Here is a 26,060-nt window from a genome sequence, read left to right as displayed (position 1 = left end):
GGTCCTCGGATGAGCGCCCTCGCGGCCGTCGAGCGGGGGCGCTCGTTGCGTTCGCACTGAGGCCAAGACATTCGGTGGTTAACCGCTTGACCATCGGTCACTACGCCGGATAAGCTCTGCGTAACCGATTAACCAGAGTAGGTGACGATGAGCCAGCGAGGGTTCTATCAGCCGGAAGGCGCGTGGGTCGGGGATGTCATCCCCTGGCAGGAGGAGGGGGTGTTCCACCTCTTCTACCTCTACGAGTCGCGGCGCACGCCGAAAGAGGGCATGCCGTGGCATCGGGTGGCGACCGACGACCTGACCGAGTTCCGGGGTGAGCAGGTGGCTCTGGCCTCGGGTGGGCACGAGGCATCCGACTTCAACGTCTACACCGGAAGCATCGTGCGCGCCGAAGACGGGACGCACCACGTCTTCTACACCGGGCAGAACCCCGACGTGCGGGGTCAGGACGGACGACCCCTGCAACTGGTGATGCATGCAACCAGCACAGACGGGATGCGCTCCTGGCAGCGGCATCCGGGCGACACGTTCGGCGCGACCGCCGGCTACGAGACGGGGGACTGGCGGGACCCGTTCGTGTTCTGGGACGAGCAGGCGAGCGTCTGGCGGATGCTGATCACCGCGCGTCACGCCACCGGCCCCTCGCGCCGACGCGGTGTCATCGCGCAATGCACGTCCCATGACCTCTCGACCTGGGAACCCGCCGAGCCGTTCTGGAACCCGAGAAGGTACCTCGCTCACGAATGCCCCGAGGTCTTCCAGTGGGGTGACTGGTGGTACCTCGTGTACTCGGAGTTCAGCCACGCCTTCACCACCCGCTACCGGATGGCGCGCAGCCTGGACGGGCCCTGGCTGGTACCCGAACACGACACGATCGACGGCCGCGCATACTATGCCGCGAAATCCGCGGCACGTGGCGACCGCCGCTTCTTCTTCGGGTGGATCGCCTCCCGCGAAGGCGGCGCCGACGACGGTGCATGGCAATGGGCGGGGACGATGTCCGTGCTCGAGGCCGAGCAGCGTCGGGACGGCACGCTCGCCTTCCATCCCCCCACTGAGTTGAGGGAGACTTTCTCGGAGCCCGGGCACGGCATCCCGACAGGCACCGTGCTGGCCGCGCCAGAGGGCTACGTCGACGCGCTGACGGCGGTCGATGCCCCGTCCGCGTTCCGCCTGCGCGCCCGCTTCGACATCGACGACGCCACGACCGAGTGCGGAGTGCTGCTGCGTGCCGGCGTCGACGGTGACGAGGGGTATGTGCTTCGCCTCGAGCCTTCGCGCGGCCGCCTCGTCTTCGATCGTTGGCCCCGGCGAGCGACCGGAACGGAGCAGTGGCAGATCTCGGGCGATGTCCCGTTCGCGATCGAACTGGAACGCCCGTGCCGCCTCCCGGCAGGTGAGCACGTCCTGGACGTCATCGTCGACGGCGACCTCTGCGTGGCGACGCTCGACGACGCAACGGTGCTGAGCACCCGCCTCTACGACCACCGGACCGGTCGACTGGGCGCGTTCGTCGGCGAAGGCACCGCCACTCTCCTCGAATTCTCGGTGCTGTCGCGCGCCGAGACCGAAAGGGATGAGCACCTCGACGCGGACGCGCTCGCGGTCACGCGCTGACACTCCGACACCCGCACCACCCCTTGCAGTACCCGATCAAAGGAGATTCCCACGATGACAACCATCACGCGCGGGGCGGCGATGATCGCCGCGGCCGCGGCAACCGCCCTCATCCTCACCGGCTGCTCCGGAACCTCCGGCGCCTCCGACCCCACCGACGTCGACCCGGACGGCGAGGTCGTGCCCCGGGAGATCTCGTGGCTGCTGTCTCGGCCGGCCGATGGCGGCGTCATCACGGCCATGGAGCAGATCGCCGACGAGTACGCCGAAGACCACCCCGGATTCGGACTCAACCTCATCACGACGCCCGATCGGCCCTCGTACATCCAGAAGTACGAGACTCTCGCGGCTGCCAACAAGCTGCCGGAGCTGTTCGACACCGACGCCACACCGTTCGCACGCAAGCTCGCCGAGCAGGGGCGGATGGTGGACGTGGACGCCCTCCTGGAGGATCTCGGCCTCGCCGACGACTACCGTGAGGCGGCGCTGAACTACCAGCGCTTCGACGACGGCTCGCTGTACATGGTGCCGTTCGAGTTCCAGCTCGAGTACTTCTGGTACAACGCCGAGCTGCTGGATCGGGCCGGCGTCTCGGTGCCCGCGACGCTCGACGACTTCCCGGCGATGTGCGAAGCGCTCCGCGCGAAGGGCATCACCCCGATCGCTCTGGACGGGCAGGACCAGTGGCCGCTCGAGCGGTACATGGCCTACTACCCGTTCCGCCTGGCGGGGCCCGAGTACGTCCAGCAGCTCAAGACGGGGGACGCCTCGTTCGCCGACCCGGCCGGTCGTGCCGCCGCCGAGTGGCTCTCCTCGCTCGGCCGGGCCGGCTGCTTCCAGGAGGGCTTCTCGTCGACGGGCTACGCCGACGCGCAGGCGCTGTTCACCTCGGGGAAGGCGGCGGTGTACAACATCGGCACGTGGGAGCTGAGCAACCTCGCGACCGACTCGCTGGACGAGGGCGTGCGCGACACGGTCGACTACTTCACCCTTCCGACCATCGATGGCGCCGTGACCGACGACAACGAGTATGTGACGCCCTCGGGCATCGGCATGGCGGTGAACTCCCAGACGTACGACCCGCTGGTGCGCGACTTCCTCGCCTTCGCGCTCGAGCGGTACCCCGAGGTGTATGCGGCCACCGGTGCCCTGTCTCCGACCACGACCGCAGCGACGACCGTCCCCGACAACGCGACGCCGTTGTACACCCGTGCGATCGAGCAGGCCGACAGCGTCGGCCCACGCATCGCGATGCCATGGGACACCCAGCTCGACCCGGCGACGAACACCCGCCTGCAGCAGGAGCTGACGCTGCTGGTGCAGGGTGACATCACACCGGACGAGTTCATCGCGACGATGGACGCGACATTGGCGGAGAACGCTGATGGCTGAATCCATCGCGCTCGGGTCGGCCGCGACGCAGTCGCGGCCGACCCGGAGGCGGTCGCGCTCGCTCTCGGCTTCGATGCTGCCGAGGCGATCCACGCTGTCCGTGCTCGTGTTCCTCGTTCCGCCGCTCCTGCTCTACGGCGTCGCGGTGCTGCTTCCGATCATTCAGTCGTTGTTCCTCAGCGTGTTCCGCTGGGACGGCATCACCGACATGGTCTTCGTGGGCGTCGACAACTACGTCAAGATGTTCACCCGCGACGACGTCTTCTGGACGGCGTTCGGCAACGCGCTCGGCTACCTCGCGATCTGCCTCATCCTCCAGCTGGGCGGCGCGCTCATCGTTGCGAGCCTTCTCACGGCGCTGCCACGCGCGCGTGAACTGGTGAAGACGATGTATCTCCTGCCGGCGATCATCTCGACTGTCGCGATCGCTTTCCTCTTCCAGCGGATCTACTCGCTCGAACCCGTGGGCCTGCTCAATCAGGTGCTGGCGTGGGTCGGACTGGAGAACTTCCAGACCGCATGGCTGTCGAACGTGCAGACCGTGCTGGCCGCGGTGTCCATCCCCGAGGGATGGCGGTTCACCGGCCTCTACATGCTGATCATCTACGCGGCGCTGCTCGCGGTCCCGCGTGAGCTGGAGGAGGCGGCGCGACTGGATGGCGCCTCGTGGTGGCAGGTGTTCTGGCGGATCCGCTTCCCGTACATCCGCCCCGTGTGGATCACCACGACGATCATGGCCACCACCTTCGCGCTGCGCGGCTTCGACATCCCCTACCTGCTGACCAACGGAGGACCGGGTCAGGCATCCGAGCTGCTCACGACCTACATGTACAAGACCGCCTTCGTGCACACCGACTACGGATACGCCAGCGCGATCTCGGTGTTCATCGTGGTCGAATGCCTGGTCGCCGTCGGCATCATCTTCCTCCTCCTTCGCCGAAGGGACGACTCATGACCGCTTCCATGCTCCATGCGCCCGCTCCGCCGGCGCCGCCCAGGCCGACCCCCGCGCCGATTCGGCGTCGACCCTCGCAGTCGCCGCGACTGCGGCTGCAGCGGACCCTGCTCACCGTGACGATCGTGCTCATCGTCATCGTGCAGGTCTATCCGCTCCTCTGGCTGTTCGTGACCAGCTTCCGGACAGCGGCCGACTTCGCCGCGGGGAATCCGTTCGCGCTCCCTCAGTCGTTCACCCTCGACAACTACGCCCGTGCGTTCGGGACGGGCAACCTGTGGATGAACATCCTCAACAGCCTGATCGTCACGCTGGGCGCCAGCGCCCTCATCGTCATCGCAGGAATGATGGCGGCATATGCGCTGGAGGTGCTGGGCTTCCGCTTCAGCAGCTCAGTGAGGGCGCTACTGCTGCTGGGCATCATCGTGCCGGTGCAGATCGCCCTGGTGCCGCTGTTCATCGACTACTCGCAGGTCGGCCTGCTCGACACCCACATGTCGATGATCATCCCTCTCGCGGCGTTCTCGCTCCCGATGGCGGTGTACCTGTTCTCGTCGTTCTACAAGTACATTCCGCGAGAGACCTATGAGGCGGCATCCCTCGACGGCGCCGGCCCCTACCGGATCTTCGCGCGCATCACCTTGCCGCTGTCGGTGAACACCATCGTCACCGTGGTGCTCGTGAACAGCATCTTCATCTGGAACGATTTCATCTTCGCGAACACCTTCGTGCTCTCCGACGGATTGAAGACGATCCCGCTCGGTCTGCAAAACTACATCGGAGCGATGGGGAACACCGACTGGACTGCGACGTTCGCTGCGGTCTGCGTCACCGTGACTCCGTTGCTGCTCGTGTTCCTGGTCTTGAACAAGGCGATGATCTACGGACTCGAGAGCGGAGCGACGAAGGGGTGAGGATGCCCGATCACGGCAGGGCCGGGTCCGCGGTGACGATGCGCGATGTCGCCAAGGCGGCAGGGGTCTCGGTGGCCACCGTGTCGCACGTCGTCAACGACAAACCCGGCGCGCGGATCGGCGACGACGCCCGTCGGCGCGTCCAGGAAGCCGTGGCCGCGCTCGGTTACCGGCCGAACGCGTTGGCGAAGACGCTCTCTCAGGGGACCTCCCGGTTCATCGGTCTCGTGTCGGACGCGATCGCGACCACCCCGTTCGCCGGCCAGATCATCCACGGTGCGCAGAACGAGGCGTGGCGGCATGGCTACGTCCTCCTCGTCGCGGACACGGACGGGAATCGCGCCGCCGAGGACGAAGCGATCGCCATGATGCTCGAGCACCAGGTCCACGGCGTGCTCTACTCCAGCTGGTATCACCACGAGATCACCGTGCCCCAGGCGCTGCAGCAGACCGACACCGTGCTTGTCGACTGCTTCGCGACGGGCAGCGACCTTCCCGCGGTGGTTCCCGACGAGGAACAGGGCGGACGCGTCGCCACCGAGGAACTGATCGCCGCCGGTCATCGCCGCATCGCATTCATCAATACCACGACCCCTTCACCCGCCCAGACCGGCCGGCTGGCCGGGTACCGTGCCGCATTGGAGGCAGCCGGGCTGCCGTACGACCCCGCGTTGGCGCTCTTCGCCGCTCCTGAACAGGAGGGCGGGTACGCGGCGACCGGGTCGGTCGTCGCCGCACAGGTCACGGCGGTGTTCTGCCACAACGACCGGGTCGCGATGGGCCTGTACGACGGCCTCCGGGAGCGCGGGCTCCGGATCCCGGATGACATCGCCATCATGGGATTCGACAACCAGGACGTCATCGCCGCACACCTGCGCCCGCCGCTGTCGACGGTGGCGCTGCCGCACTATGAGCTCGGTGCCACCGCAGTGCGTGTCCTCCTCGGACTCGAGAAGGCGGACGGCGCGGGACCCTACCTCGTGACCTGCCCGCCGGTGCTGCGACAGTCCGTCTAGCGCTCGGCGGCACGCGCCGAGCGATGCAGGCGCACCCACACGGGGGATCGAGCGGCACCGGTCGCCGCAGCCGTGGAGTCCGACCGTCAGCAGGACGATGACGTCACGCGAATTGTGCCTGGTCGAAACGGCTCCGAAACAGGGGATGGCCAGCATGGAGACATGGAACCCCTGTCAGACAGCTGGACAGCGCCGCCCGCCGGTGGCCGCGTCGGTGCGGTGGACTACGTGCTGCGCGACCTCAGTGAGGCCATCGCCGCGGGCATCGCGCGCGTGGGGGATCGGCTGCCGTCCGAACAGGCGCTCGCTGCGCGGTACGGGGTCTCGCGGGCGGTAGTCCGTGAGGTGCTTCGCATCCTGGAGACGCGGGGGCTGACGGTGACGAGAACCGGGCGGGGCACCTTCGTCACCGCCACGGAACCGGCCGGCGACATGCGATTCGGCAGCTACTCGGCCGGGCACCTCATGGAGGCGCGCCCTCACATCGAGGTGGCGGCGGCGGCGCTTGCTGCGGTGCGTCGCAGCGAGGATCAGGTTACGGCGTTGCAGGAGCTGCAGGAGCAGATGGAGGCGGAGGAGGACCCCCAGCGGTGGGTCGATCTCGACGCGCGGCTTCATGCGGCGATCGCATCCGCGTCTGGGAACCCTGTGTTCGCCGACGTCCTGGAGAGCATCCGGTTGGCCCTCACGCAGCAGTCCAGTGTCATCAACCTCACGCCCGGCCGCCGTCGCCACAGCGACGCCGAGCACCGGGCGATCATCGCCGCGATCGCGCGTGGATCGGTGGAAGAGGCAGAGGACAGCATGGGCTACCACCTCGACCAGGTGAAGGAGGTTCTGCTCAGCATCACGATGCTCGACGAGCGGCGCTGACGGAGTCGCCCCTTGCCGAGTGGTCCCCTCGTGCACCACCCTTCGAAAGGCACATGTCATGACCGACAACCACCCCGTCGCCAAGATGGATCCCGAAGACGCTCTCGAGAACGATCGCGAGCTGACGGGTGACCGCGCCGAAGCCGTCCAGGACTTCTCCAGTGAGGACGCCGGCTACCACAAGGCCCTGCGGCCCCGCCAGATCCAGATGATCGCGATCGGCGGCGCCATCGGCACCGGCCTGTTCATGGGCGCCGGCGGTCGCCTCGCATCCAGCGGTCCCGCCCTGATCCTGGTCTACGCCGTCTGCGGCTTCTTCGCCTTCCTCATCCTCCGCGCCCTCGGCGAGCTGGTCCTGCATCGGCCGTCGTCCGGGTCGTTCGTCTCGTACGCGCGGGAGTTCTATGGGGAGAAGCTCGCCTTCGGGGCGGGCTGGATGTACTTCCTCAATTGGGCGATGACCTCGATCGTCGATGTCACCGCCGCGGCTCTGTACGTGAACTTCTGGGCCCAGTACTGGGAACCTCTGCAGCAGATCCCGCAATGGGTGATCGCGCTGGTCGCGCTGGTCGTGGTGCTGTCCCTGAACCTCGTGAGCGTCAAGCTGTTCGGCGAGATGGAGTTCTGGTTCGCGCTCATCAAGGTCGCCGCGCTCGTGATCTTCCTCATCGTGGGCACGTGCTTCATCATCTTCAACGGGTCGACCGACGTCGGCCCGACCGGTTTCACCGTGATCGCCGAGAACGGCGGTCTGTTCCCGATGGGATTCATCGCGCCTCTCCTTGCGATCACCGGGGTGGTGTTCGCCTACGCGGGCATCGAGCTGATCGGGACCGCTGCCGGCGAGACGGCGAATCCCGCGAAGGTGATGCCGAAGGCGATCAACACCGTCGTGCTGCGGATCGCGATCTTCTACGTCGGATCGATCCTGCTGCTGTCATTGCTGTTGCCGTTCGACGTGTACCAGGCGGGCCAGTCGCCGTTCGTGACGTTCTTCTCCCACATCGGGTCGCCCGAAGCCGGAGCGATCGCGGGATCGGTGATGAACTTCGTCGTCCTCACGGCCGCGCTGTCGAGCCTGAACGCGGGCCTGTACTCCACCGGCCGCATCCTGCGGTCCATGTCGGTCAACGGCTCCGCGCCGGCCTTCACCGCCGCCATGAGCAAGAACGGCGTGCCCTACGGCGGCATCCTGCTCACCGCGGTGATCACGCTCGCCGGCGTCGGCATCAACGCGCTGTGGCCGTCGCAGGCGTTCGAGATCGTCCTCGAGATCTCCGCGCTCGGGATCATCGGCGGCTGGGCGACCATCATCCTCTGTCAGCTGAAGCTGCAGCGGTGGGCGAAGCAGGGGAAGGTCGTCCGTCCTGCGTTCCGGCTCTTCGGGGCGCCGTTCACGTCCTACCTGACGCTGGCGTTCCTCGCGTTCGTGCTCGTCACCATGGCGTTCTCGGAAACCGGGCGCTGGGTGCTCGCGTCCCTGGTCGTGCTGATCCCCGCTCTCATCGTCGGGTGGTTCGCCGCACGCGGCAAGATCCAGGCCGCCGCCCGCGCTCGCGACGGCTACACCGGCACCCACCCCGTCATCGCCACGCGACCTGCCGAGGATGCCCTGCGACGGCGCGACTGAGCAGCTGAAGGGAGGACGGATGCTGCGGGCCGCAGCAACCGTCCTCCTCTTCCGTCCTGCGACCGACGTCAGCCGCGCAGCGGCGCGGTGGACGACCGGACCACCAGCGTGGTGGACAGCTCGGCGCGGGCCGCGGGATGCGGGTGGCGTCCGGCGCGCACGCGGACGATCACGTCGACGGCGGCGCTGCCCATCTGCGCGAGCGGCTGGCGGATGGTCGTGAGCGGCGGGTCGATCCAGGATGAGTGGGGGAGATCGTCGAAGCCGATCACCGACATGTCGTCGGGGATGCGCAAGTCCGCCTCGCGGAGCGCGCGGATGGCGCCGAGCGCGCTGTCGTCGCTCGCGGCGAAGATCGCCGTCGGGCGGGATCCGCGGGTGAGGAGGATCCGCGTGGCGTCGTAGCCCTGATCGATCCCGTAGTGGGTGCGGATGATGAGGTCGTCGTCCACGGGAACGCCCGCCTGCTGCAGCGCCGCCTGGAATCCGGCGAGCCGGGCGATGCCGTTGTCCTGATCCAGAGGACCGGTGATCGTCGCGATGCGGCGGTGGCCCAGTTCGAGGAGATGCTGTGCGGCGTCGAACGCGCCCTGGAAGTTCGTCGCCGCGATCGAGAAGGTCCCCTCGGGCATCCGGTGCAGCGGGTCGACGACGACCAGGGGGATGCCGGCCTCCGCCAGCTGCTGCCGCGCCTCGGGACTCGGTACCGCGACGACGCTCAACAGTCCGTCGGAGCCGCGTTCCAGCGCGTGCATAACCCACTCGTCGCAATCCTCAGGGTCGGGTTCGACGGCGAGGACGAGGTCCTTGCCGTGCGCCTTCGCCGCCTCGGCGGCGCCTCGGACGACGGCCTCCGACCACGCCTGGTCGAGGTTGACGACCCGCATGTCGAGGAATCCGGTCGCCATCCTCGGCCGCATCCGGATCTCGTAGCCGTGGCGCTCGAGGACCGCGGCGACGCGGTCTCGCGTGGCGCGCGACACGTCGGGCCGGGAATTGAGCACCTTCGACACCGTCGGGATGGACACTTTCGCCTCGGCCGCGACCTGGGCGAGTGGGACTGCCATTGTTCCTCCGGATCAACTTTCCGAAAATGCTAGCGCCAAACGCGAGCGATCGCTGACCGACTTTACAGCTCTCGCTGGACTTGCGCCGTCCTGTCGCCCTATAGTCTCACTCCGAGGCACGAAATTTCGAGCTATCGTATCGAAAACACACGAAGGAGTGAGCATGCAAGGGATGCGAGTCACGGCGATCACGGCGATGGCGTTGGGTGCGGCCCTGGTCCTGTCCGGATGCGGCCGCAGCGCGGACGGCACCGCCGAGGGTTCGTCGGTCGCCCCTGCGGGAGAGGGCAAGGCCTCGGGCGCCGTGGAGATCTGGACGGCCGGCGGGCACGCCGACAACCTGGAGAAGCTCACCGCGGACTGGGTGGAGGCCAACCCGGACGTCAGCATCAAGATCACGGACGTGCCCTGGGACCAGGTGATCACGAAGGCGCAGACCGCGACGGCCGCCGGCAAGGGCCCGGACATCATCATGACCGGCTCCGACCAGACCGCGACCGTGATCGGAATGGGCGCGTTCGACGCCGTGCCGGACGGCGTCTACGACACCGACGACTTCTACCCGGCCGCCGTGGACTCGGTGACCGGCGAGACGGACCTGTACGCGATGCCGTGGTACGTCGAGACCCGTTTCCTCTTCTACCGCGCGGACATCGCGGCCGAGCTCGGCCTGTCGGCGCCCACGACGTGGGAGGAGACGCAGGCGATGTCGGCGGCCTTCGCGTCGCGTCCTGGAGGAACCTTCGGCTTCAGCCTGCCCAAGCCCACCGAGCAGCCGGCGCAGGTCATCGTGCCGTTCGACGCCCAGGCCGGTGGTTCGATGACTGACGGCGACGCGTGGACGATCGACACCCCCGAGTTCGTCGAGGCACTCGACTACTACGGCGGCTACTTCCAGCGCGGCGAGGCGCCGATGGGCGACACCGACGCGACATTCGAGAACGGCGGGACGCCGATGTTCATCTCAGGCCCCTGGATGCTCGACATCTACGAGGAGGAGATCGAGAAGGGCACCGCGCCCGAGGGCTTCACGATGGACTCCGTCGGCTACACCGTCTCGCCGACCGGCCCCGGCGGCAACAACGACCAGTACATCGGCGGCGGCAACCTCGGCGTGTTCTCGGCGTCCGACAACAAATCGGCGGCATGGTCGCTGCTGTCGTGGATGAGCGAGCAGGAGCAGCAGGAGGCCTGGTACGACCTGCAGGGGGAGCTTCCGGCCAACATCGCGGCCGGGGACTACGCGCCGATCCAGGACAACCCGGTGACCAAGACGCTGACCGAGCAGCTGCAGAACACGGTCGCCACGCCGAACTACCCGGCGTGGTCGCAGATCTCGGACCTCATCAGCAAGTACTCCGAGCAGGTCGCTCGCGGTGAGATCACGAGTGCCGATGCGGCGAAGGAGATCCAGACGCAGGCCGATGAGATCGGCTTCGGGTGGTGACAACCGTTCCGGCGCGGCTGGGGAAGGTCTCTTCCCTGGCCGCGCAGCGGCGGCGCTCCGCCGCGATCGCCTGGGTCTTCGTCGCGCCCTTCGTCCTGACGTTTGGGGTGTTCGGGCTCATCCCGCTCGTCAGCTCGCTGGCGATGGCGTTCACCGACCTGCGGGCGCGGGACATCCGCAACCCGTTCAACGTCAACTTCGTCGGGTTCGAGAACTTCGTCGCGGTGCTGACCGACCCGTCGTTCCAGCGCGCGCTGTTCAACACGCTGATGTTCGTCGTGATCGGCGTGCCGGCGACGCTGTTCATCGCCCTCGTGCTGGCGGTGATGCTCAACTCGGTGAGCCGCAAGGTCGCCACGTTCTTCCGTGTGGGCTATTACACGCCGGTGATCACGACGATCGTCGCCGTGGCCGTCGTGTGGCGCATCATGTACCAGGACACGGGCGCCATCAACGCGATCCTCGGCTGGTTCGGGATCACGGGGCCCAACTGGCTGAGCGATCCGAACACCGCGCTCCTGGCGATCACCATCATGGCGATCTGGCGCAACATCGGCGCTTCGATGGTGATCTTCCTCGCGGGTCTGCAGGGGATCCCCGCCGACGTCAACGAGGCCGCGTCGATCGATGGCGCCAACGCCGTGCAGAAGTTCTTCCGCATCACCATCCCGATGATGATGCCGACGATCCTGCTGAACACGATCCTGGTGACCACCGGCTACATGCAGTTCTTCGACGAGCCGTTCGTCATGACCAACGGCGGCCCGCTGGAGTCGACCACGTCCATCGCGCTCCAGGTCTACAACCAGTTCAAGTACGGCAACTACTCGGTCGGCGCCGCCGGGGCGTACGTGCTGTTCGCGCTCGTCGGCATTCTCGCGCTCATCCAGTTCCGCTTCTTCCGTCAGAGGACCTGACATGACGACAACCCTTCAGAGACCCGCCGAGACCGAGGTCGAGACCGCGTCGACGCGGTCACCGCGCAAAACGATCCGGTGGGGCAACCTCGCTGTGCTGGTCGCTCTGTCGATCGGCCTCGCCGCCACAGTCCTGCCGTTCGTCTGGATGGTGCTCGGCGCCTTCAAGACGAAGGCGGAGATCATGGCACGTCCGGTCACGTGGTGGCCGCAGCATCCGACTCTCGATAACTTCCGGGCGTGGCTGTTCGAGTTCGACATCCTCCGGCCGTTCTTCAACTCGGTGTTCCTCGCGGCCGTGACCGTCGCCACGACGCTGCTGTTCTCGTCGATGGTGGGCTGGGCACTGGCGAAGATGAGCTTCCGCGGCAAGAACGTGATCATCGTCGTCGTGCTGGCGACGCTGTTCGTGCCCGGCATCGTCACGCTGATCCCGCAGTTCGTCCTGGTGGCGAACCTCGGCATGGTCAACACCTACTGGGGGCTGATCCTGCCGGGCATGGTGGGCGCGTTCGGCGTGTTCCTGATGCGGCAGTTCATGCTGGAGATCCCCGACTCACTCCTCGACGCAGCACGGATCGACGGTGCGGGGGAGTTCCGCACGTTCTTCCAGATCGTGCTGCCACTGTGCAAGGCACCGCTGGCGACCCTCGCGATCTTCACGTTCATGGGGTCGTGGAACAGCTTCCTGTGGCCGCTGATCATCTCGCAAGACGACTCGATGTACACCCTGCCGGTGTCGCTCGCGCTCTTCTCGGCGGAGGCCGGCGGGCACGGCTCCGACTACGGGCTGCAGATGGCGGGGTCATTCCTCATCATCATCCCGGTGCTGATCCTGTTCATCGCGATGCAGCGCCACTTCATCCAGGGGATCGCCCTGACGGGGATCAAGTGACCCCGATCCCGACACCTCCGCAAGAAAGGAATCAGCATTCATGAGCAGTGTCATCGCCGCACCCGAGGGGTTCATCTGGGGAGCGGCCACCGCCGGTCACCAGATCGAGGGCGGCAACGTCAACACCGGACACTGGGAGAACGAGTACGCCACGGGCACTCAGATCCCGGAGCCTTCGGGTGACGCCTGCGATTCGTACCACCGCTATCCCGAGGACATCGCGCTGCTGGCCGACGCCGGGCTCACCGCGTATCGGTTCTCGCTGGAGTGGTCGCGCATCGAGCCCGAGGAGGGCGTGGTCTCGCGGGCGCAGCTCGCGCACTACCGCCGCATGATCGACACGTGCCGCGACCACGGCGTGCAGCCGATCGTGACGCTCCACCACTTCACCTTCCCGCGCTGGTGGGATCACTCGGGCGGCTGGTATGCCGAAGAGAGCACGGACCGGTTCCGTCGCTTCACCGAGATCGCGGCGTCGATCCTCGACGACGTGGACCTCGTGGTCACGATCAACGAGCCGAACATGATGGTCAACCAGACCGAGGCGCGCATCGACACCGAGAACGGCGTCAACTTCCCCGGTCCGTCGCCGTTCGTCGCCCAGGCCATCGCCGACGCGCACCACGCCTCGACCGAGGTGCTGCGCGGGGTCGGCGGCATCCGCTCGGGCTGGACGGTGGCGAACCAGGTGTTCCAGGCGGTGCCCGGATGGGAGAAGCAGCGCGACGAGTGGCAGTACTGGCGCGAGGACTTCTTCCTCGAGCAATCGCGGAACGACGATTTCATCGGCGTGCAGTCGTACCTGCGGACGATCATCGGTCCGACGGACGACGAGCTGGGCTACGGCCCGCAGCCGTGGCCCGAGGGCACCGAGCGCACGCTCACGGGCTGGGAGTACTACCCCGAGGCGCTCGGCCACGCGCTGCGCCACACCCGCGAGGTCACGGGCGGCATCCCGATGATCGTCACCGAGAACGGCATGGCGACGTCCGACGACGCCCGGCGCATCGACTACACGACGGGTGCGCTGGCAGGCATGGCCGCGGCGATGGCCGACGGGTGCGACGTGCGCGGGTACCTGCACTGGTCGCTGCTCGACAACTACGAGTGGGGGTCGTTCCGGCCGACCTTCGGGCTGATCGCCGTCGACCACGAGACGTTCGCCCGCACCCCGAAGCCGAGCCTCGGCTGGCTGGGCGGCCTGGCACGACGGAACGAGATCCCCGCCACGGCTCACGCCGAGCTGCGGTCGGTCTGAGCGGATTCGGACGGACGGAAGGGGAGGGCGGATGCTGCGGGCCGCGGCATCCGTCCTCCCCTTCGTATCCGAAACCGACCCGGATCTGCCCTTCGCTCGACCGGGCGTCGGCACATCGGGGAACGCGCGTCGAAACACGTCGGAACTCGCGTAATAGATTCCCCAGGGGCGTGTCTCTTCAGTGGGGGATGCGCCGGAGCCCCGGTCCGGCACCCCGGCCGTGGGTCCCGAGCTCGCGGCTACCGGGGGCGCCGGCATTCTCGCGTCGGCCCCCCGGTCAACCCCGGCGTCATGCGCCCGGGTTCCGCAGCGCCTTGAGCGCCGTGAGCCACTCCTTGCTCGCATCGTGCAACTCAGACCGCGCCTGTTCGGCGGCTGTGTCCTGGCGATCCAGTTCTGCACGAGCGGTCTCGATGCTCCTGCCGAGTTCGGGTACGCGTCGGGCCGCCGCCCTCAGCTCGCGGGAGCCGAGCAGTTCGCGGGCGGACTCGGCGCGAGCGCGCCGGGCCTCCTCGCCTCGCTCGAGGGCTTCGGGCAGTGTGGCGACGCCGTCGGTCAGCACGTCGAGCAGCGCGGTCACGGCCGCGTCGTCGGCGACGCGATCCTCGCGCGGGGTCGCGTCTGCCTTCGGGCGCCGTCGGGGCTTGGATGGGGGCTTGGGCTTGGACGTGGGGGTCATGATGCCGCCTCTTTCAGATGCCGATGACGTTGAGGACGTCCCACGGCGGGGGAACGGGCGCGCCGTTGAGGAACACGATGCCGGTCGAGATGTTGCCGAGGACCGAGGCCCCCGAGAGGAAGAGGTCCGCGGTGGGCTCCCTGCCGCCCCAGAACCGGTTCTGCGCGACGGTGCCGGTCTCGGCGCGCAGGCGGAGGGCGGTTGTGCCGAACTCCCGGTTGCCGCGCACGTGGTTCGAGGTGACGATCGCGTCGCCGCGCAGCCCGATGATCATCGCGGGCGGCGCGTCGCCGGCCCCGCCGGCGACGATGTTCCCGTCGACGGTCACGAGCGGGGCGACGATGCGGGCCGATCCGACGGCCGCCGCGGCGGCGACGCCGAAGACCAACGAGCCGAGACCAGTCACGATGCCGCCCGCCTTCGTGAGGCCGAAGTCGAGGTCGCGCTCGTCGGCGCTGCCGACGAGCAGCCCGATGAAGCGGCCCCCGTTGGGATCGAAGTCGGGATCCACCGGGTAGCGGCGCGACGCGTTGCCTTCGATCTGGGATCGGGCGAAGCCGCGCACGGCGATGCCGATCTCGCCCCGGCCGCCGTCTGCCGGACCCACGCGCTCCACGGTGTTCCCCGCGACGCGTGACTCCGCGGCGGCGACGACATCGATGCCGACAGACTCGCCGCCCATGCTGCGTGCCGTGCCGACCCCGCGTACGGTGTTCGACTCGACGGTGGCGCGCGCGGCGTTGACGACGCGGATCGCGAAGACCCCGACCGCCTCGTCGGTGTCGCGGGAGCCGACGTCGATGACGGTGTTCCCCGAGACGGTGGCGAGCTCGACGGCGGCCTTCTCGTCGACCACGATGCCGTGCTGGGCGAGCTCGACGCGGTTGCGCGTCACCTCGAGCGTCTGCACGGAGGCGTAGTCGACGATGCCGTGACCGCCCACCCCGCGGACGCGGTTGCCGTCGATGCGCACGACGTCGCGCACCAGCTCGCCCGCGGGTGTCGGCACGATCGCGATGCCGTCGGTGCGGGCCGGCTGCTCGGAGCGCGGTGCACCGACCTGGTTGCCGGTGATCGCGAAGCCGCCCTCCGAGACCGAGATGCCCGTGCCGCCCACGATCACGGTGTTGTCGGCGATCGTGACGGAGCTGCCGGGGATGACGGTGCTCGGGGAGACGAATCCGGTGGTCACGATCCCGCCCTCGCGCGCCCGGACGACGGTGTTGTCGGCGACGCGGTTCGCGAGCAGGAATGCGGTCGTGCCGTCGAGCCGCATCCCGAAGTCGCGGCCGACGACGATGTTGTCGGTCGCCGCGAATTCGGCGACGAGCAGCACGCGGCGGCGGTCGTCCGCCCCGACGCCCGCGTGGCCGATGCCCGTCGGCGCGGCCACGATGTTGTCGCGCAGAGTCGTGAGCAAGGCGGTCCCGGCCAATGCGATGGCGGCCCGCGAGGGTCCTTCCTGCGCGAGCACGAGAGCCGTCACGCGCTGCACCGTCGCGGCGACCGTCGTGTCGAGCACCACCGCGGAGTCGTTCGCCGCGAGCACCGCGAGGTCTTCGATCGTGACGAACCGGCTCTTGGTGACGACGAACCCGTCCGAGGCGGACGCGACGACGATGGACCCGACGCCCTGGCCGCGGATGCGCAGCGACGCCGCGCCGTCGACCCGCACCGGTTCCCGGAGGGGATACAGCCCGATCGCGAGGCAGACCGTGCCGCCACCGGCGGCGATGACCTTGTCGACCGCGTCCTGGATGGTGAGCTCGCCACTGACGTGCGACACCGGCGTCACGCACACGGTGCACTCGCAGCCGCAGTCGTCGCAGCCGCCTTCGCCGGGCGTCGGCCACTTCGGGCGGCAGTCGGTGACGCTCCCGGAGGTGAGGATGCCGAGTCGCACATAGTGGTGATGGATGCCGAGCGGCGGCGCCGCGTCGAGCAGCGGGTCTACGCCGGGGGCGTCGCCTGAGGCGTCGGCCGCGCGTGCGGGCACGATCCAGTGATCGCCGGTGCGGAACGCCCCACCGGCGGAGGAGAACCCGACGACGAGCCCGTGCTCGAGCACGATCCGATCCGCCGCGGCGGCCGGGACGGGGATCGCGCCGGTCGCCGCGGCCTGGTCGAGGTCGACGACCGTGCCGCCCGCCGTGTTCTTGACGACGCCCACCTGGTCCCAGCGGCGCACGCGGAGGTGGCGCTCGGCGGCTTCGTCGATCGACAGCTGCAGGTCGGCGGGCAGCGCGGCCCCGGCGAAGGCGATCGTGCCGTCGGCGTCGTCCACCTCGATCCGGCGCAGCTCGCCGGGCTCGCCGCGCAGCTCCCGATGGTCGTCGACGATCTCGACCCAGTCCCCGTCGTGGAAGCCGAGCACGTCGTCCCGGCCCAACGACGCCGGACGCACCGCGGCGCCGGCGTCCAGCACCTCGACGACGGCGCTCGCGACGGATCCGTTGTCGCGGGACCACTTGAACGACGCCGTCCCCGGCTCGCCCGGATCGTGGATCTCGATCCGGTACGTCTGGTGCTCGAGCCCGCGATAGCCGCCGGTCGGCGGCAGTTCGCACGGGTCGTCGTCGACGACCGAGATCGCCTGGACGGTCAGTCGGGCGCCGGAGGGCGCGGTGAACGCGGTCCACCCCGCGATGTCGTCGTCGGGAGCCCCGCAGGTCGTACCGGCCGGTACAGCGACGTGCTTGACCTGCCACACCGTCTGCGCGCGCGCCGTGGTGTCGACGCCGATCGCCGGCTCGATCAGCGCCGGATCCTCGAGGTGCGTGACCTCGCGCGGCCACACGTCGAGGTAGACGAGGTGCGTGCCGTCGGCGGGGAGGTCCGGCGGATCGGGCAGGTACGGCTGCCCCGCGTACGTCACGGTGTCGGGCCCCACGGGTTCGGCGAGGATCGGGTCGAAGGTGTCGTCGGGCTGGGCGCCGTGGTTCTCGGCGAGCAGGCCGTCGACGTACATCCGGCCTCGGCCGATCGCGAGATCCCCGCCCGCGAGCGCGAGCCTGAAGGCGTCCGGCGTCACCTTCGACACCGCTGCCGTGCCCTGGATGCCCGCCTGCGGGCCGGGGCCGTCGAGGTCGGCGACGTTGGCGCGCAGCCGCCGTTCGAGGATGGCGACGAGCTCGTTCCAGTCGCCGTCGAGCAGCAGGCGACCTTGCTGCAGCACGACGCCGGAGTGATCCATGCGTGCGTCGAACCGCACGCCGCTGAGGTCAGCACCCATCAGTTCGTCCCCTTCCCGGATTCATGTCGCGAAGACGCGGTCGGCCGCGAGGCCGAACCGCAGGTACTCGTCGAGGCGGATGCGCAGGTTCGCCTCGCGCTGCGGCGCGTAGAGGCGGTGCGTCACACCCATCTCGCCCTCGTCGTCGGCGCCGAGGCGGACGCGATCGTGCGTTCCTTCGTGCAGCCGCAGGTAGTCGTGGTCGCCGTACCGCATCGAACCGAATCTCGCGCGCGACGCGCGCTGCACCGCGAGCGGGTCGTCGGGCCGCGGAGCGCACTGGAACCGACGCCCCGTGCGCGACCCGTCCGGCACGAACGAATACCGCACGCAGCCCTGCTGCTTGCGCTCGGCGTGCACCGGGTGGGGCCGGGCATCCCCTTCGGCCGTCGCCGCGAGCAGGAGCGAGTTCGAGGCATCCAATCGGAGGCAACGGATGCTGCCCACCACCGTGGACGCGACGATGTCGAGGTCGCCGGCGGCCGCGGTGCCGTCGCCCGCCTCCCAGTCGGCGACGGCCGCCACCGTGCGCGGCGACGCGCCGTCGCGGCCCGTGACGGCCACGCCCCTGCGCGACGACGCGTCGACGACGGAGTCGACGATCTCGATCGACGCGCCCTCGACGGCGACGATCGGACCCACGACGCTGCGCTCGATCCGGACGCAGGCGAAAGGGTCGAGCACGATCAGACTCGCTCGAGTGGGCGTGGACGGTTCCCCGGCCGTCGTGCGGGTGATTCCCGGCACGAGCGTCGTGTCGCGGATCACGATCGTGCGGCGCTCGCGGTCGGGCGGGTCGACCTCGTCCAGCACGACGGGGGCGCCCGAGACGAGGAGGCCGTCGAGGACGACCGTGCTCTTCGCGGCCATGTCGAGCCTCAGCGGCGACGAGAGCTCGAGCGAGGGGCGTGCGCCGGCGTCGGCGGCGAGACACACCGCCGTGTCATCACCGGCCGTCGGGTCGGGCGTGAGCGACGTGATCGTGACGCTCTGCGCGTAGCGGTCGGAGTCGACGACGAGGACGGTGCCGGCCTCCTGCGTGAGGTCGAGTTCGGCCTGCAGGGATCCACCCGCCGAGACCGTGCGGCGGGGGAGGGGGAGCGGATCGTCGCCGCGGCGGCGGTTGCCCGCGCCGACGGGGACCGCCATGCCGATCGAGAAGGTCGCGAGCACCTGTTCGTCGGCGGCGAGGGCGTCGCCGAACCAGACGCGGCCGAGCGCGGGGTCGATGTGCACGTCCCCCGCATCCGGCTCATGCGCCCACGCGCCGCCGCCGCCCGGCACGTCGGCGAGATCGGCGAACCGCACCACCGCGAGCGGGATCGCCGCTGGATCGCCGCCACCCGTCTGCCGTTCGAGCAGGATCGATCGGCGCGCGCGGGACAGCGTCGGCCCGTAGACGGAGGGCGCATGGTCGGCGGCCCACCGGACGGTGAGCGGCTGCGGCACGTCGGGCGGCTCCGCGAGGTGCGCGATGTCGGTCTCGATCCGCGGCTGGCTGAACAGCCGCGTGTCGGCGCCGAGAGGATCGAACCGGAACCGGCGCCCATCGGCCGAGGGGTCGGGGGTGAGCGGCGAACGCTCCATGAGCACCGGCTGCGTCCGCCACAGGAAGATCGGCACCTTCACGATGCCGTAGCGCCCCCGTCGCTCGCGCCAGGTCGAGTCGAGGGGACGGGTGTGCGCCGTGTGGGCGAGGTCGTCGAACGCGGCGCCCTGCTGCACCACGTGGTGGAGGGCCTCGTGGTCGCGCAGGCCCGCACTCGTCGCCGCGTGCGGACGCACGTGGTTCATGTACTGCGTCGTGGCCACGCGTTCGAACGACTCGTACACGCGGGCCGGCCAGCCGGTGACGTCGCGCGCGAGCTGCTCGATCACCGCCGCGGTGCCTTTGCGGCGGCGATAGGCGACCGTGTTGGCGACCTCGGCACGCGGCGAGACCACCTCGGGAACCACGCCGTGGATCGGCCGGTAGCCGACGACACCGCCGACGTACGGCGTCGCCCACGGGGCGGCCGTCTCGACGAACTGGTCGTCGTACAGCTGCGCCAGCTCCTCCGCGAGCACCTCCAGCTGGTCGCCGAAGACGTCGAGGAGCTCGGCGAGCACGCCGCCCGCTTCGCCGTCGCGAAGGCGGTACACCGCCGGCAGCAGCTGCCAGAGGTGCGAGGCGGCCGTTCCGGCCTCGGGCTCGGTCATGGCATCTCCTGAAGGGGCGGGAACGGGACGGGCGAGAGCGCGAGCAGCTCGGCGCCGAGAGGATCGGGCACCGCGAGTGCAGCGGACGCCGCGACCAGGCGCTTGGCGAGACCCGGCGCGGTGCCGCGGTGGAACTGGTCGAGGTCGACACCGACGACGCCGACGACGGATGCCGCGACCGCGACGATCTCGGAGGCGTGAACGGGATCGCCCGGCGCGCGGGCGGACGCACCGAACGTGTCGCGCAGGGTTCGCTCGAGCGACGCGAGCACCTTCCCGCGCTCGCGATCAGGATCGGTGTCGACTTTGAGGGCGATCCGGAAGTCCACCGGCCGGACGGGCACGACGGCCACCTTCACGAGCGGGTCGCCCCAGCGCACGAGTTCGCGCTCGAGCCGCTCGACGATCTGGGCGGGGGGCGCGGCGCCCGCAGCATCCGTCACCGTCACCACGATGAGTGGTCCGCCCTGCGCCGGCAGCACGTCGGCGCGGGCCTTGCCGATGCCCGAGAACGCCAGTGAGAAGTCGGCGTAGTCGAGGAGCGACACGGTACGCCCGAGCGTGCGCACGGGGATCGGGATGGCGCGCCGCGCCTCGCCCTCGGACTCGGGTTCGACACCGCCGACGGCGGGCGCGGGGTTCGTCACGCCCTTGAGCCCGAGGGGCCGGTCGAGGGCGATGCCCAGCTGGTCCTTGCGCACATTGCCCGCGGCGCCGACGCCCTTGCGGTGGCGGGCGCGCACGTTCGTCGAGCCCGTCGACGGCCGAGCGCCGTGCGTCCCGTCGCCGAACACCACGCTGAGGCCGCCGTCCGGGTCGTCGCGGGTCTCGTACACGCGATCGTTCGCACCGGCCGTGGCCGTGGTGGGCACCTCGGTCCAGCGCACGTCGTCGACGCGCACCTCGAGGGTCGACGCGGTGCCTCGCGGCGTCTCGGCACGCACGAAGGTGAGCGGCGTCTGCTGCACGCGGTAGGCGGCGAAGGGCACCCGGGCGTCGCCCGAGCCGAGAAGCTGCGTCACGGTCTCGCCGTGCGTCGCGCGGGCGGCGTTGCCGAAGACGACGGCGGATGCGCGCTTCGGCGCGATCGTGGGCGCGGCGGCGAGCGTGAGCAGGGTCCGGCCGCCGGCGACGGCGTCGGCGGATTGGACCACGACCGGCTCGCTGACCGCCGTGCCGGCAGCATCCGTCCCCGACAGGATCACGGTGCGTCCCGCGACCATCTCACTCGCGTCCCCGTCGACGAGGAGCGTCGTGCCCGAGATCGCGGACGTCACCGGGACACCGGCCAGCGCGAGCCGCTCCGGGACGGCGAGCACGGTCACCTCCCGCGGCGAGACATCGACGCCCAGCGCCGGGCCCGTCAGCGTGAGTTCGGTCGTGCGTCCCGAGACGCCCCAGATCGCACGGGACGCCTCCCGCACGGACGCGACGCGGAAGCGGCCGTTCGTCGCGGCGGCGTCGAGGACGAGCCACGACCCGATCGGGATCCCGGGGTGGGCGCCGTCGAGGAAGGTCGAGGTCGTGTCGCCCGACGACGTCGCCGCGACGAAGTCGCCGTCGCTGTCGGGATTCAGGTACGACGGCGGGTCGGCCTCGGGGTCGGCGAGCACCCACACGGGCGCGTTGTGGGCGAAGACGGCGAACCGGCGGCGGAACACGAACACCCGCAGGTCGCCGATCGGAAGCGAGGGGGGCATGGTGGACGCGACCCCGCCCGTCCACGTGACGTGCGTCACCCCCTCCTTCTCCACGACCTCGACGGAATCGAGGGTGCGAAGGTCCCACTCCGTGCCGAGTTCCGGCCCCGTGAACAGGAGGGCGTCGCCGCGCGCGAGCCCCAGCGTGGTGCCTTCGAACCACGCCTCGCTCGGCGCCGCGACCTGCGGGAAGGGGAGGGTCGGCACGACGGGGAGTGCATTCCACTCGGGTCGCGCTTCGATCTGCTCGACGGTCTCGAACGTCTGCGGCTGCTCGTCGGGTCCGGGCACGCTCTGCACCCGCAGCCCGACGGGCAGCGACAGCGCGGTGGGCACGGCGGGCGGCGCGATCCCGGGATCCTTCATCGACTCAGGCAGGGGCGCCGGCGGCTTCTCGAGCGAGAACGCCAGAGTCGCCTCCGCGGCGGCACCGCGCCCCAGGCGATAGGCGACGAGACCGCCGAGCTCCTGCAGCGACGTGCGCTCGGTCGCGGTGCCGAGGTACGCCTCATTCGCGAGGCGCTCCGTGTAGAAGGTGAGGATGTCGGCGGTCACGGCGAACGCGTCGAGCAGCGCGATCGTGACGTCGTCGGCGTCCCGCGTGCGCAGACCCCGCAACGCCGGCCGCGCCTCGTGCGGCTGCGGCGCGTCGGTGGCCGGCGGGATCGGCTGGGTCGGCGGGCTGGTGTCGCGCGAGAGCCCCGCGATCATGGCCGAGAGGAAGTCCCCGTGCGTGCCCGACCGGTATCGGATGGACCGGAGCCCAGGACGGTTGGCGACCGGCAGCGGCGGCGCCGCGGCCGCCCGGCACGCGGCGCAGCCGCACGCGGAGTGGTGCGTGCTCATGATCCGCCTCCGTACGTCAGCGCGAGCACCCCGCGCTCGGGGAAGTCGGGATCGTCGTCGAGCCGCGCGATCTCGAGGCGCCCCATCGGGAGGATGCCCGACTCGATGCCGCTCGACCAGGGCTCGTGCTGCCGTTGGAAGCTCAGGACCTCGACGGAGTCCACCCCGGGCACCGCGTGTGCGGCGGCGAGGATCGCCGAGAGGTAGACCGGTCTGCCGAACGTGAGGCGGTCGGGGTGGAACAGCCCCACGCGCGCGTCGGGCAGGTCGGCATCGGACAGCGCGGCCCGCAGCTCGCGCGCGACCGCCGAACGACGGTGGCCGCGCTCGACGCATACGAACAGCGAGACGTCGAGCGGCACGAACGTCGGGCCGTCCACCTCGAGGTCATAGCCGGCCATCCGGTAGCGCTCGAGCTGCGCGCGCAGGGCGCCCTCGAACCCGGCGTCGACGGGCCGGCCGCCGCGGCGATCCGCGGTGACGAACACGGTGTGCCACGATCCGGTCCAGCGGAACGTCGCCTCGGCCTTCTCGACACCGGGATGCAGCTGCGCCTTGGCCGCGTAGTCGGAGGTCGTCACGGCCCGCTCCTGGATCGACAGGGTCGCCGGGGCATCTCGTCGGATCTCGTCCCCGGTCTCGGCATCGACGCCCCCGAACGCCGCCAGCGGGTTGATCACGCCGACGAGGTCGGTCCCGGCGCCCACGAGGTACGCGAGGCTCTCGCGCCCGATGTTGCCCGCGGCGCCGTTGCCGACGCGGTAGGTCGCTCGGAACGCGGTCCCCTCCGGCGGCCGGGCGCCGTGCTCGTCGTCGCCGAAGCGCAGCAGCACGGTGCCGTCGTGCTCCTGCTCGACGACGAACGCGTGGTGCTCGCCGTCGCTCGCGATGAGGTCGGGGCTCGGGTGCCAGTCGTGCGCGGCACCGCTGGGCTCCTCGCCCGTGAGCGTGATGGCCGGCGTCGCGGATCGCGGGTCTCCGGCGCGGACCGCGGAGGCCGAACCCCACTCCTCGAGCACCTCGAGCGTGTTGTCGGCGACGTTCGTGCGCAGCAGCCACGCGCGCCCGCCGAAGCTCAGGGAGTGCAGCGTCCCTGATCCCTGCACGACGGCCTCGTCGCCGATCTGCGCGATGCCGGCGGCGGCGAAGAGGGCCTGCAGCTCGTCCTTGGAGGCGCTGCCCTGCAGTTCCGCCTCCAGCGCGGGGGTGAGCGGAGCCGTCGCGAGCACCTCGCGATCACGGACGACGGTGCGCGTGAGCGGGAGCTGCTTCAGGGACGGGCGGTATCGGGCGGGAACGCGCTCGCCGTCGTCGTCGCAGTCGGCGGCCGCGCGCACGAGTCGCGACACCGGCACCGTTCCGAGGGGCTCGCCGTCTCCACCATCGCCGGCGACGGTCGCCCCGTGGTCGGCGAGCACGATGTTGCCCCATGCAGCCGCGGTCTCGATCCCGTCGACCGCGATGCACAGCGCGGCGGGGAGGGCGTCCTCCTCGTGCCAGCGGATCTCGGTGACGTCCTCCTCGCCGCCGTCGAAGAGGGTGCCGGAGGGATCCTTCGCCGTCCGCACCTCGAGCAGTCGCACCGCGAAGCGGCGGCCGGGGTCGGCATCCGCCGCGATCCGCGTCGAGGGGGAGACGGTCTCGGCGAGCACGAGCACCTCGCCCGCGCGCAGCTTCGGGTGGGCGCCACGCAGGGTGGCCGACGTCGTGCCCGGCTTCAGGGTGGCGTCGAGGCGCCCCCAGGTCCAGAAGCGCAGTTCGGTGAGATCGTCGTCGAGAAGTGCGTGGTGCACGGTCTGGAACTCGACGGGCCGTGCGTCGATGACCCGCCCGTAGTCGCGGGTGGCTTCCTCGAGACGCTGGTCGTCGACCCCGGGCACGCGCGTCAGCAGCCGCGTGCCCGCCGCGAGCGGGACGTCGACGGCGCCCTCGCCCACGAGAACTCGCGCCCACACCCGGGCGCTCGCACCGTCGTGCACGCGGTAGTCGACGAGGCGCGCGTGGCGGCGCAGCGAGATGCGGCTGCGAGCGGTGCCGAGATACGCCTCGGTGGCCACCGCGTCCTGCCGGTACGACAGCTCGTCGGCGGCGTACGCGAGCAGTTCGACGAGCATGACGCCGATATCGGCCGACGACCGCTCCGTCCATCCTGGTGCGAGCAGCGCCATCCGCTCGAGCATGACCCGGCGGAAGCCCTGGTAGTCCTTCGCGAGGTAGTCGATCGGCGGCGGGTGGTGCACGCCCGCCGGGCATGTGCACGGCTGGAGGCAGTCGAGGTCGCTGGGGCACTCGACCTTGAAGGAGAAGGGCACGGCGGCCAGCAGCGGGTCGAAGCCGGTGGGCGGCTCGACGGTGCCGGGCGTGCGCACACGCAGCGTGTAGAGGGAGAAGTCGCCCCACCGCGCCGTGCGTACGACGAGCAACGTCGCCGGATCGTCGTAGCCGTCGATGAAGGCGAGCTCGCCGCCCCCGAGGTCGGTCCCGGCCCTCGCCCACTCGACGCCGACGGGGCGGATGCGCTCGCCGCCCTCGATCGCGATCCACGTGCGGTCGAGGCCCGCCGGCACCGGCAGCAGCAGGCGCACGATGAGCGTTCGCTGGCGCAGCGCGTGGACGGGTTCGTCGTGGTCGCGCACCTCGAGGAACTCGATGCCGTTGCTGAGGCCCGCGAGCTTCACCGCCATGAGCCGGCGCTGGTCGCCGCACGTGTAGCAGGTCATGCCGACACCCCCGGCGGCGTGCGGAACGTCTGCACCTCGTGCGATCCGGTCGCGCGTACGACGTACGTGATCGTCGCGACGAGGGCTGCGTCCTGGGCTTCGACCTCGACCGACTCGATCGCGATGACGTCGGCCAGTTCGCGCTCGAGGGACGCCTGGATGAGGAACTGGGATGCTGCGGCCGCCTCCGGTCCGCCGGGTGCGAACACCTGCGCGAGCAGGCCTGCGCCGAACTCCGGCCGCATGACGCGCTCGCCGGGAGACGTGAGCAGCACCTGCTCGATGAGGTCGCGCACGTGCTCGTCACGCCCGGTCGTCGCCGTGCGGCCGGTGCCGTCGACGGCCCAGGGGAAGTCGAGGGTGCCGCTCATGACGCCACCACCCTCGGCTGCACGGCGCCGGGAATCAGCGGCGCACCGGTCGCAACGGTGATCGACGACCCGGTCGCCACGGCGACCGGCATGCCGCCCGCCAGCACGCGTATGGCCCCGGCGACCCACTGCCCGCTGACGTCGAACGGGCCCGACGACGTCGAGAGCGAGCATCCTGCGATCGCGTACTGCGTCGCCAGCGTCACGACGGGCGCGCCGGCGACGAGCACCCGCGGGAAAGGCGACACGGCCGTCGCCACCCCGCCGTGCGCGCACAGCACGGATGAGGCCTGAGTGAGCACGGGTCCCGGCATCCTTCCTTCCTTCCT

General features: G+C 70.0%; 19 protein-coding genes. 11 read left to right on the top strand and 8 right to left on the bottom strand.

All coding sequences use genetic code 11. From position 1 onward, the window contains the following. Nucleotides 1-147 precede the first annotated feature (147 nt). From ACEYYH_RS13895 to ACEYYH_RS13865, 7 genes are all read left to right on the top strand, one after another. Nucleotides 148-1,620: a family 43 glycosylhydrolase gene (locus ACEYYH_RS13895; protein WP_374974946.1), complete on the top strand. Its 1,473-nt coding sequence runs from the start codon at nucleotides 148-150 to the stop codon at nucleotides 1,618-1,620. A 54-nt stretch (nucleotides 1,621-1,674) separates the two neighbouring features. Then, a complete protein-coding gene (locus ACEYYH_RS13890) occupies nucleotides 1,675-3,012 on the top strand; it encodes an ABC transporter substrate-binding protein (protein WP_374974945.1) in 1,338 nt (445 codons plus the stop codon). Nucleotides 3,013-3,085: 73 nt separating this feature from the next. After that, nucleotides 3,086-3,967: a carbohydrate ABC transporter permease gene (locus tag ACEYYH_RS13885; protein WP_374978228.1), complete on the top strand. Its 882-nt coding sequence runs from the start codon at nucleotides 3,086-3,088 to the stop codon at nucleotides 3,965-3,967. A gap of 8 nt (nucleotides 3,968-3,975) precedes the next feature. After that, complete coding sequence (locus tag ACEYYH_RS13880) at nucleotides 3,976-4,881, top strand: carbohydrate ABC transporter permease (protein WP_374978227.1); 906 nt, start codon at nucleotides 3,976-3,978, stop codon at nucleotides 4,879-4,881. 2 nt (nucleotides 4,882-4,883) lie between these two features. Continuing rightward, nucleotides 4,884-5,897, top strand: a complete 1,014-nt coding sequence (locus tag ACEYYH_RS13875; protein ID WP_374974944.1) for a LacI family DNA-binding transcriptional regulator — start codon at nucleotides 4,884-4,886, stop codon at nucleotides 5,895-5,897. A 72-nt stretch (nucleotides 5,898-5,969) separates the two neighbouring features. Continuing rightward, entirely contained in the window at nucleotides 5,970-6,770 is an 801-nt protein-coding gene (locus ACEYYH_RS13870; protein WP_374974943.1) for a FadR/GntR family transcriptional regulator, read from the top strand. A gap of 58 nt (nucleotides 6,771-6,828) precedes the next feature. Beyond that, nucleotides 6,829-8,400, top strand: coding sequence for an amino acid permease (locus ACEYYH_RS13865; RefSeq protein WP_374974942.1), 1,572 nt, complete (start codon nucleotides 6,829-6,831; stop codon nucleotides 8,398-8,400). 68 nt (nucleotides 8,401-8,468) lie between these two features. Here ACEYYH_RS13865 and ACEYYH_RS13860 read toward each other — a convergent pair whose 3' ends face one another. Continuing rightward, nucleotides 8,469-9,467: a LacI family DNA-binding transcriptional regulator gene (locus tag ACEYYH_RS13860; protein ID WP_374974941.1), complete on the bottom strand. Its 999-nt coding sequence runs from the start codon at nucleotides 9,465-9,467 to the stop codon at nucleotides 8,469-8,471. A gap of 163 nt (nucleotides 9,468-9,630) precedes the next feature. Here ACEYYH_RS13860 and ACEYYH_RS13855 point away from each other — a divergent pair, with 163 nt between their 5' ends. Genes ACEYYH_RS13855 through ACEYYH_RS13840 form a run of 4 tightly spaced genes read left to right on the top strand, consistent with a single transcriptional unit; the run spans nucleotide 9,631 to nucleotide 13,984 of the window. Further along, complete coding sequence (locus ACEYYH_RS13855) at nucleotides 9,631-10,914, top strand: extracellular solute-binding protein (RefSeq protein WP_374974940.1); 1,284 nt, start codon at nucleotides 9,631-9,633, stop codon at nucleotides 10,912-10,914. Then, nucleotides 10,911-11,831 (top strand): carbohydrate ABC transporter permease, encoded by a 921-nt coding sequence (locus ACEYYH_RS13850; RefSeq protein WP_374974939.1) that lies wholly within the window; start codon nucleotides 10,911-10,913, stop codon nucleotides 11,829-11,831. The genes ACEYYH_RS13855 and ACEYYH_RS13850 overlap by 4 nt, the downstream gene beginning before the upstream one ends. 1 nt (nucleotide 11,832) lies before the next feature. Next, entirely contained in the window at nucleotides 11,833-12,726 is an 894-nt protein-coding gene (locus ACEYYH_RS13845; protein ID WP_374974938.1) for a carbohydrate ABC transporter permease, read from the top strand. A 40-nt stretch (nucleotides 12,727-12,766) separates the two neighbouring features. Further along, nucleotides 12,767-13,984 carry a glycoside hydrolase family 1 protein gene (locus tag ACEYYH_RS13840; RefSeq protein WP_374974937.1) on the top strand — a complete coding sequence of 406 codons (1,218 nt, stop codon included), beginning with the start codon at nucleotides 12,767-12,769 and terminating at the stop codon, nucleotides 13,982-13,984. 289 nt (nucleotides 13,985-14,273) lie between these two features. Here ACEYYH_RS13840 and ACEYYH_RS13835 read toward each other — a convergent pair whose 3' ends face one another. Genes ACEYYH_RS13835 through ACEYYH_RS13805 form a run of 7 tightly spaced genes read right to left on the bottom strand, consistent with a single transcriptional unit; the run spans nucleotide 14,274 to nucleotide 26,045 of the window. Continuing rightward, nucleotides 14,274-14,663: a hypothetical protein gene (locus ACEYYH_RS13835; protein WP_374974936.1), complete on the bottom strand. Its 390-nt coding sequence runs from the start codon at nucleotides 14,661-14,663 to the stop codon at nucleotides 14,274-14,276. A 13-nt stretch (nucleotides 14,664-14,676) separates the two neighbouring features. After that, nucleotides 14,677-17,895 (bottom strand): DUF6519 domain-containing protein, encoded by a 3,219-nt coding sequence (locus tag ACEYYH_RS13830; protein WP_374974935.1) that lies wholly within the window; start codon nucleotides 17,893-17,895, stop codon nucleotides 14,677-14,679. A 21-nt stretch (nucleotides 17,896-17,916) separates the two neighbouring features. Next, nucleotides 17,917-20,094 carry a hypothetical protein gene (locus ACEYYH_RS13825; protein WP_374974934.1) on the bottom strand — a complete coding sequence of 726 codons (2,178 nt, stop codon included), beginning with the start codon at nucleotides 20,092-20,094 and terminating at the stop codon, nucleotides 17,917-17,919. After that, nucleotides 20,091-22,640: a putative baseplate assembly protein gene (locus tag ACEYYH_RS13820; RefSeq protein WP_374974933.1), complete on the bottom strand. Its 2,550-nt coding sequence runs from the start codon at nucleotides 22,638-22,640 to the stop codon at nucleotides 20,091-20,093. The genes ACEYYH_RS13825 and ACEYYH_RS13820 overlap by 4 nt, the downstream gene beginning before the upstream one ends. Continuing rightward, nucleotides 22,637-25,360, bottom strand: a complete 2,724-nt coding sequence (locus ACEYYH_RS13815; RefSeq protein ID WP_374974932.1) for a putative baseplate assembly protein — start codon at nucleotides 25,358-25,360, stop codon at nucleotides 22,637-22,639. The genes ACEYYH_RS13820 and ACEYYH_RS13815 overlap by 4 nt, the downstream gene beginning before the upstream one ends. Then, a complete protein-coding gene (locus tag ACEYYH_RS13810) occupies nucleotides 25,357-25,731 on the bottom strand; it encodes a GPW/gp25 family protein (RefSeq protein ID WP_374974931.1) in 375 nt (124 codons plus the stop codon). Before ACEYYH_RS13810 ends, ACEYYH_RS13815 begins: the two co-directional genes overlap by 4 nt. After that, nucleotides 25,728-26,045 (bottom strand): hypothetical protein, encoded by a 318-nt coding sequence (locus tag ACEYYH_RS13805; RefSeq protein WP_374974930.1) that lies wholly within the window; start codon nucleotides 26,043-26,045, stop codon nucleotides 25,728-25,730. The genes ACEYYH_RS13810 and ACEYYH_RS13805 overlap by 4 nt, the downstream gene beginning before the upstream one ends. Nucleotides 26,046-26,060 lie beyond the last annotated feature (15 nt).

It is taken from the genome of Microbacterium trichothecenolyticum (assembly GCF_041938625.1).
Classification (GTDB): Bacteria; Actinomycetota; Actinomycetes; order Actinomycetales; family Microbacteriaceae; genus Microbacterium; species Microbacterium trichothecenolyticum_D.
The sequence above is the reverse complement of the archived record's forward strand: the minus strand, read 5'-3'. Positions and strand labels throughout refer to the sequence as shown.

Excerpts from the sequence above, each read along its gene's own strand:
- ACEYYH_RS13895 (WP_374974946.1), top strand. The coding sequence starts at position 148 with ATGAGCCAGCGAGGGTTCTATCAGCCGGAAGGCGCGTGGGTCGGGGAT.
- ACEYYH_RS13890 (WP_374974945.1), top strand. The coding sequence starts at position 1,675 with ATGACAACCATCACGCGCGGGGCGGCGATGATCGCCGCGGCCGCGGCA.
- ACEYYH_RS13885 (WP_374978228.1), top strand. The coding sequence starts at position 3,086 with ATGCTGCCGAGGCGATCCACGCTGTCCGTGCTCGTGTTCCTCGTTCCG.
- ACEYYH_RS13880 (WP_374978227.1), top strand. The coding sequence starts at position 3,976 with ATGCTCCATGCGCCCGCTCCGCCGGCGCCGCCCAGGCCGACCCCCGCG.
- ACEYYH_RS13875 (WP_374974944.1), top strand. The coding sequence starts at position 4,884 with ATGCCCGATCACGGCAGGGCCGGGTCCGCGGTGACGATGCGCGATGTC.
- ACEYYH_RS13865 (WP_374974942.1), top strand. The coding sequence starts at position 6,829 with ATGACCGACAACCACCCCGTCGCCAAGATGGATCCCGAAGACGCTCTC.
- ACEYYH_RS13860 (WP_374974941.1), bottom strand. The coding sequence starts at position 9,467 with ATGGCAGTCCCACTCGCCCAGGTCGCGGCCGAGGCGAAAGTGTCCATC.
- ACEYYH_RS13855 (WP_374974940.1), top strand. The coding sequence starts at position 9,631 with ATGCAAGGGATGCGAGTCACGGCGATCACGGCGATGGCGTTGGGTGCG.
- ACEYYH_RS13845 (WP_374974938.1), top strand. The coding sequence starts at position 11,833 with ATGACGACAACCCTTCAGAGACCCGCCGAGACCGAGGTCGAGACCGCG.
- ACEYYH_RS13840 (WP_374974937.1), top strand. The coding sequence starts at position 12,767 with ATGAGCAGTGTCATCGCCGCACCCGAGGGGTTCATCTGGGGAGCGGCC.
- ACEYYH_RS13835 (WP_374974936.1), bottom strand. The coding sequence starts at position 14,663 with ATGACCCCCACGTCCAAGCCCAAGCCCCCATCCAAGCCCCGACGGCGC.
- ACEYYH_RS13830 (WP_374974935.1), bottom strand. The coding sequence starts at position 17,895 with ATGGGTGCTGACCTCAGCGGCGTGCGGTTCGACGCACGCATGGATCAC.
- ACEYYH_RS13825 (WP_374974934.1), bottom strand. The coding sequence starts at position 20,094 with ATGACCGAGCCCGAGGCCGGAACGGCCGCCTCGCACCTCTGGCAGCTG.
- ACEYYH_RS13820 (WP_374974933.1), bottom strand. The coding sequence starts at position 22,640 with ATGAGCACGCACCACTCCGCGTGCGGCTGCGCCGCGTGCCGGGCGGCC.
- ACEYYH_RS13815 (WP_374974932.1), bottom strand. The coding sequence starts at position 25,360 with ATGACCTGCTACACGTGCGGCGACCAGCGCCGGCTCATGGCGGTGAAG.
- ACEYYH_RS13810 (WP_374974931.1), bottom strand. The coding sequence starts at position 25,731 with ATGAGCGGCACCCTCGACTTCCCCTGGGCCGTCGACGGCACCGGCCGC.
- ACEYYH_RS13805 (WP_374974930.1), bottom strand. The coding sequence starts at position 26,045 with ATGCCGGGACCCGTGCTCACTCAGGCCTCATCCGTGCTGTGCGCGCAC.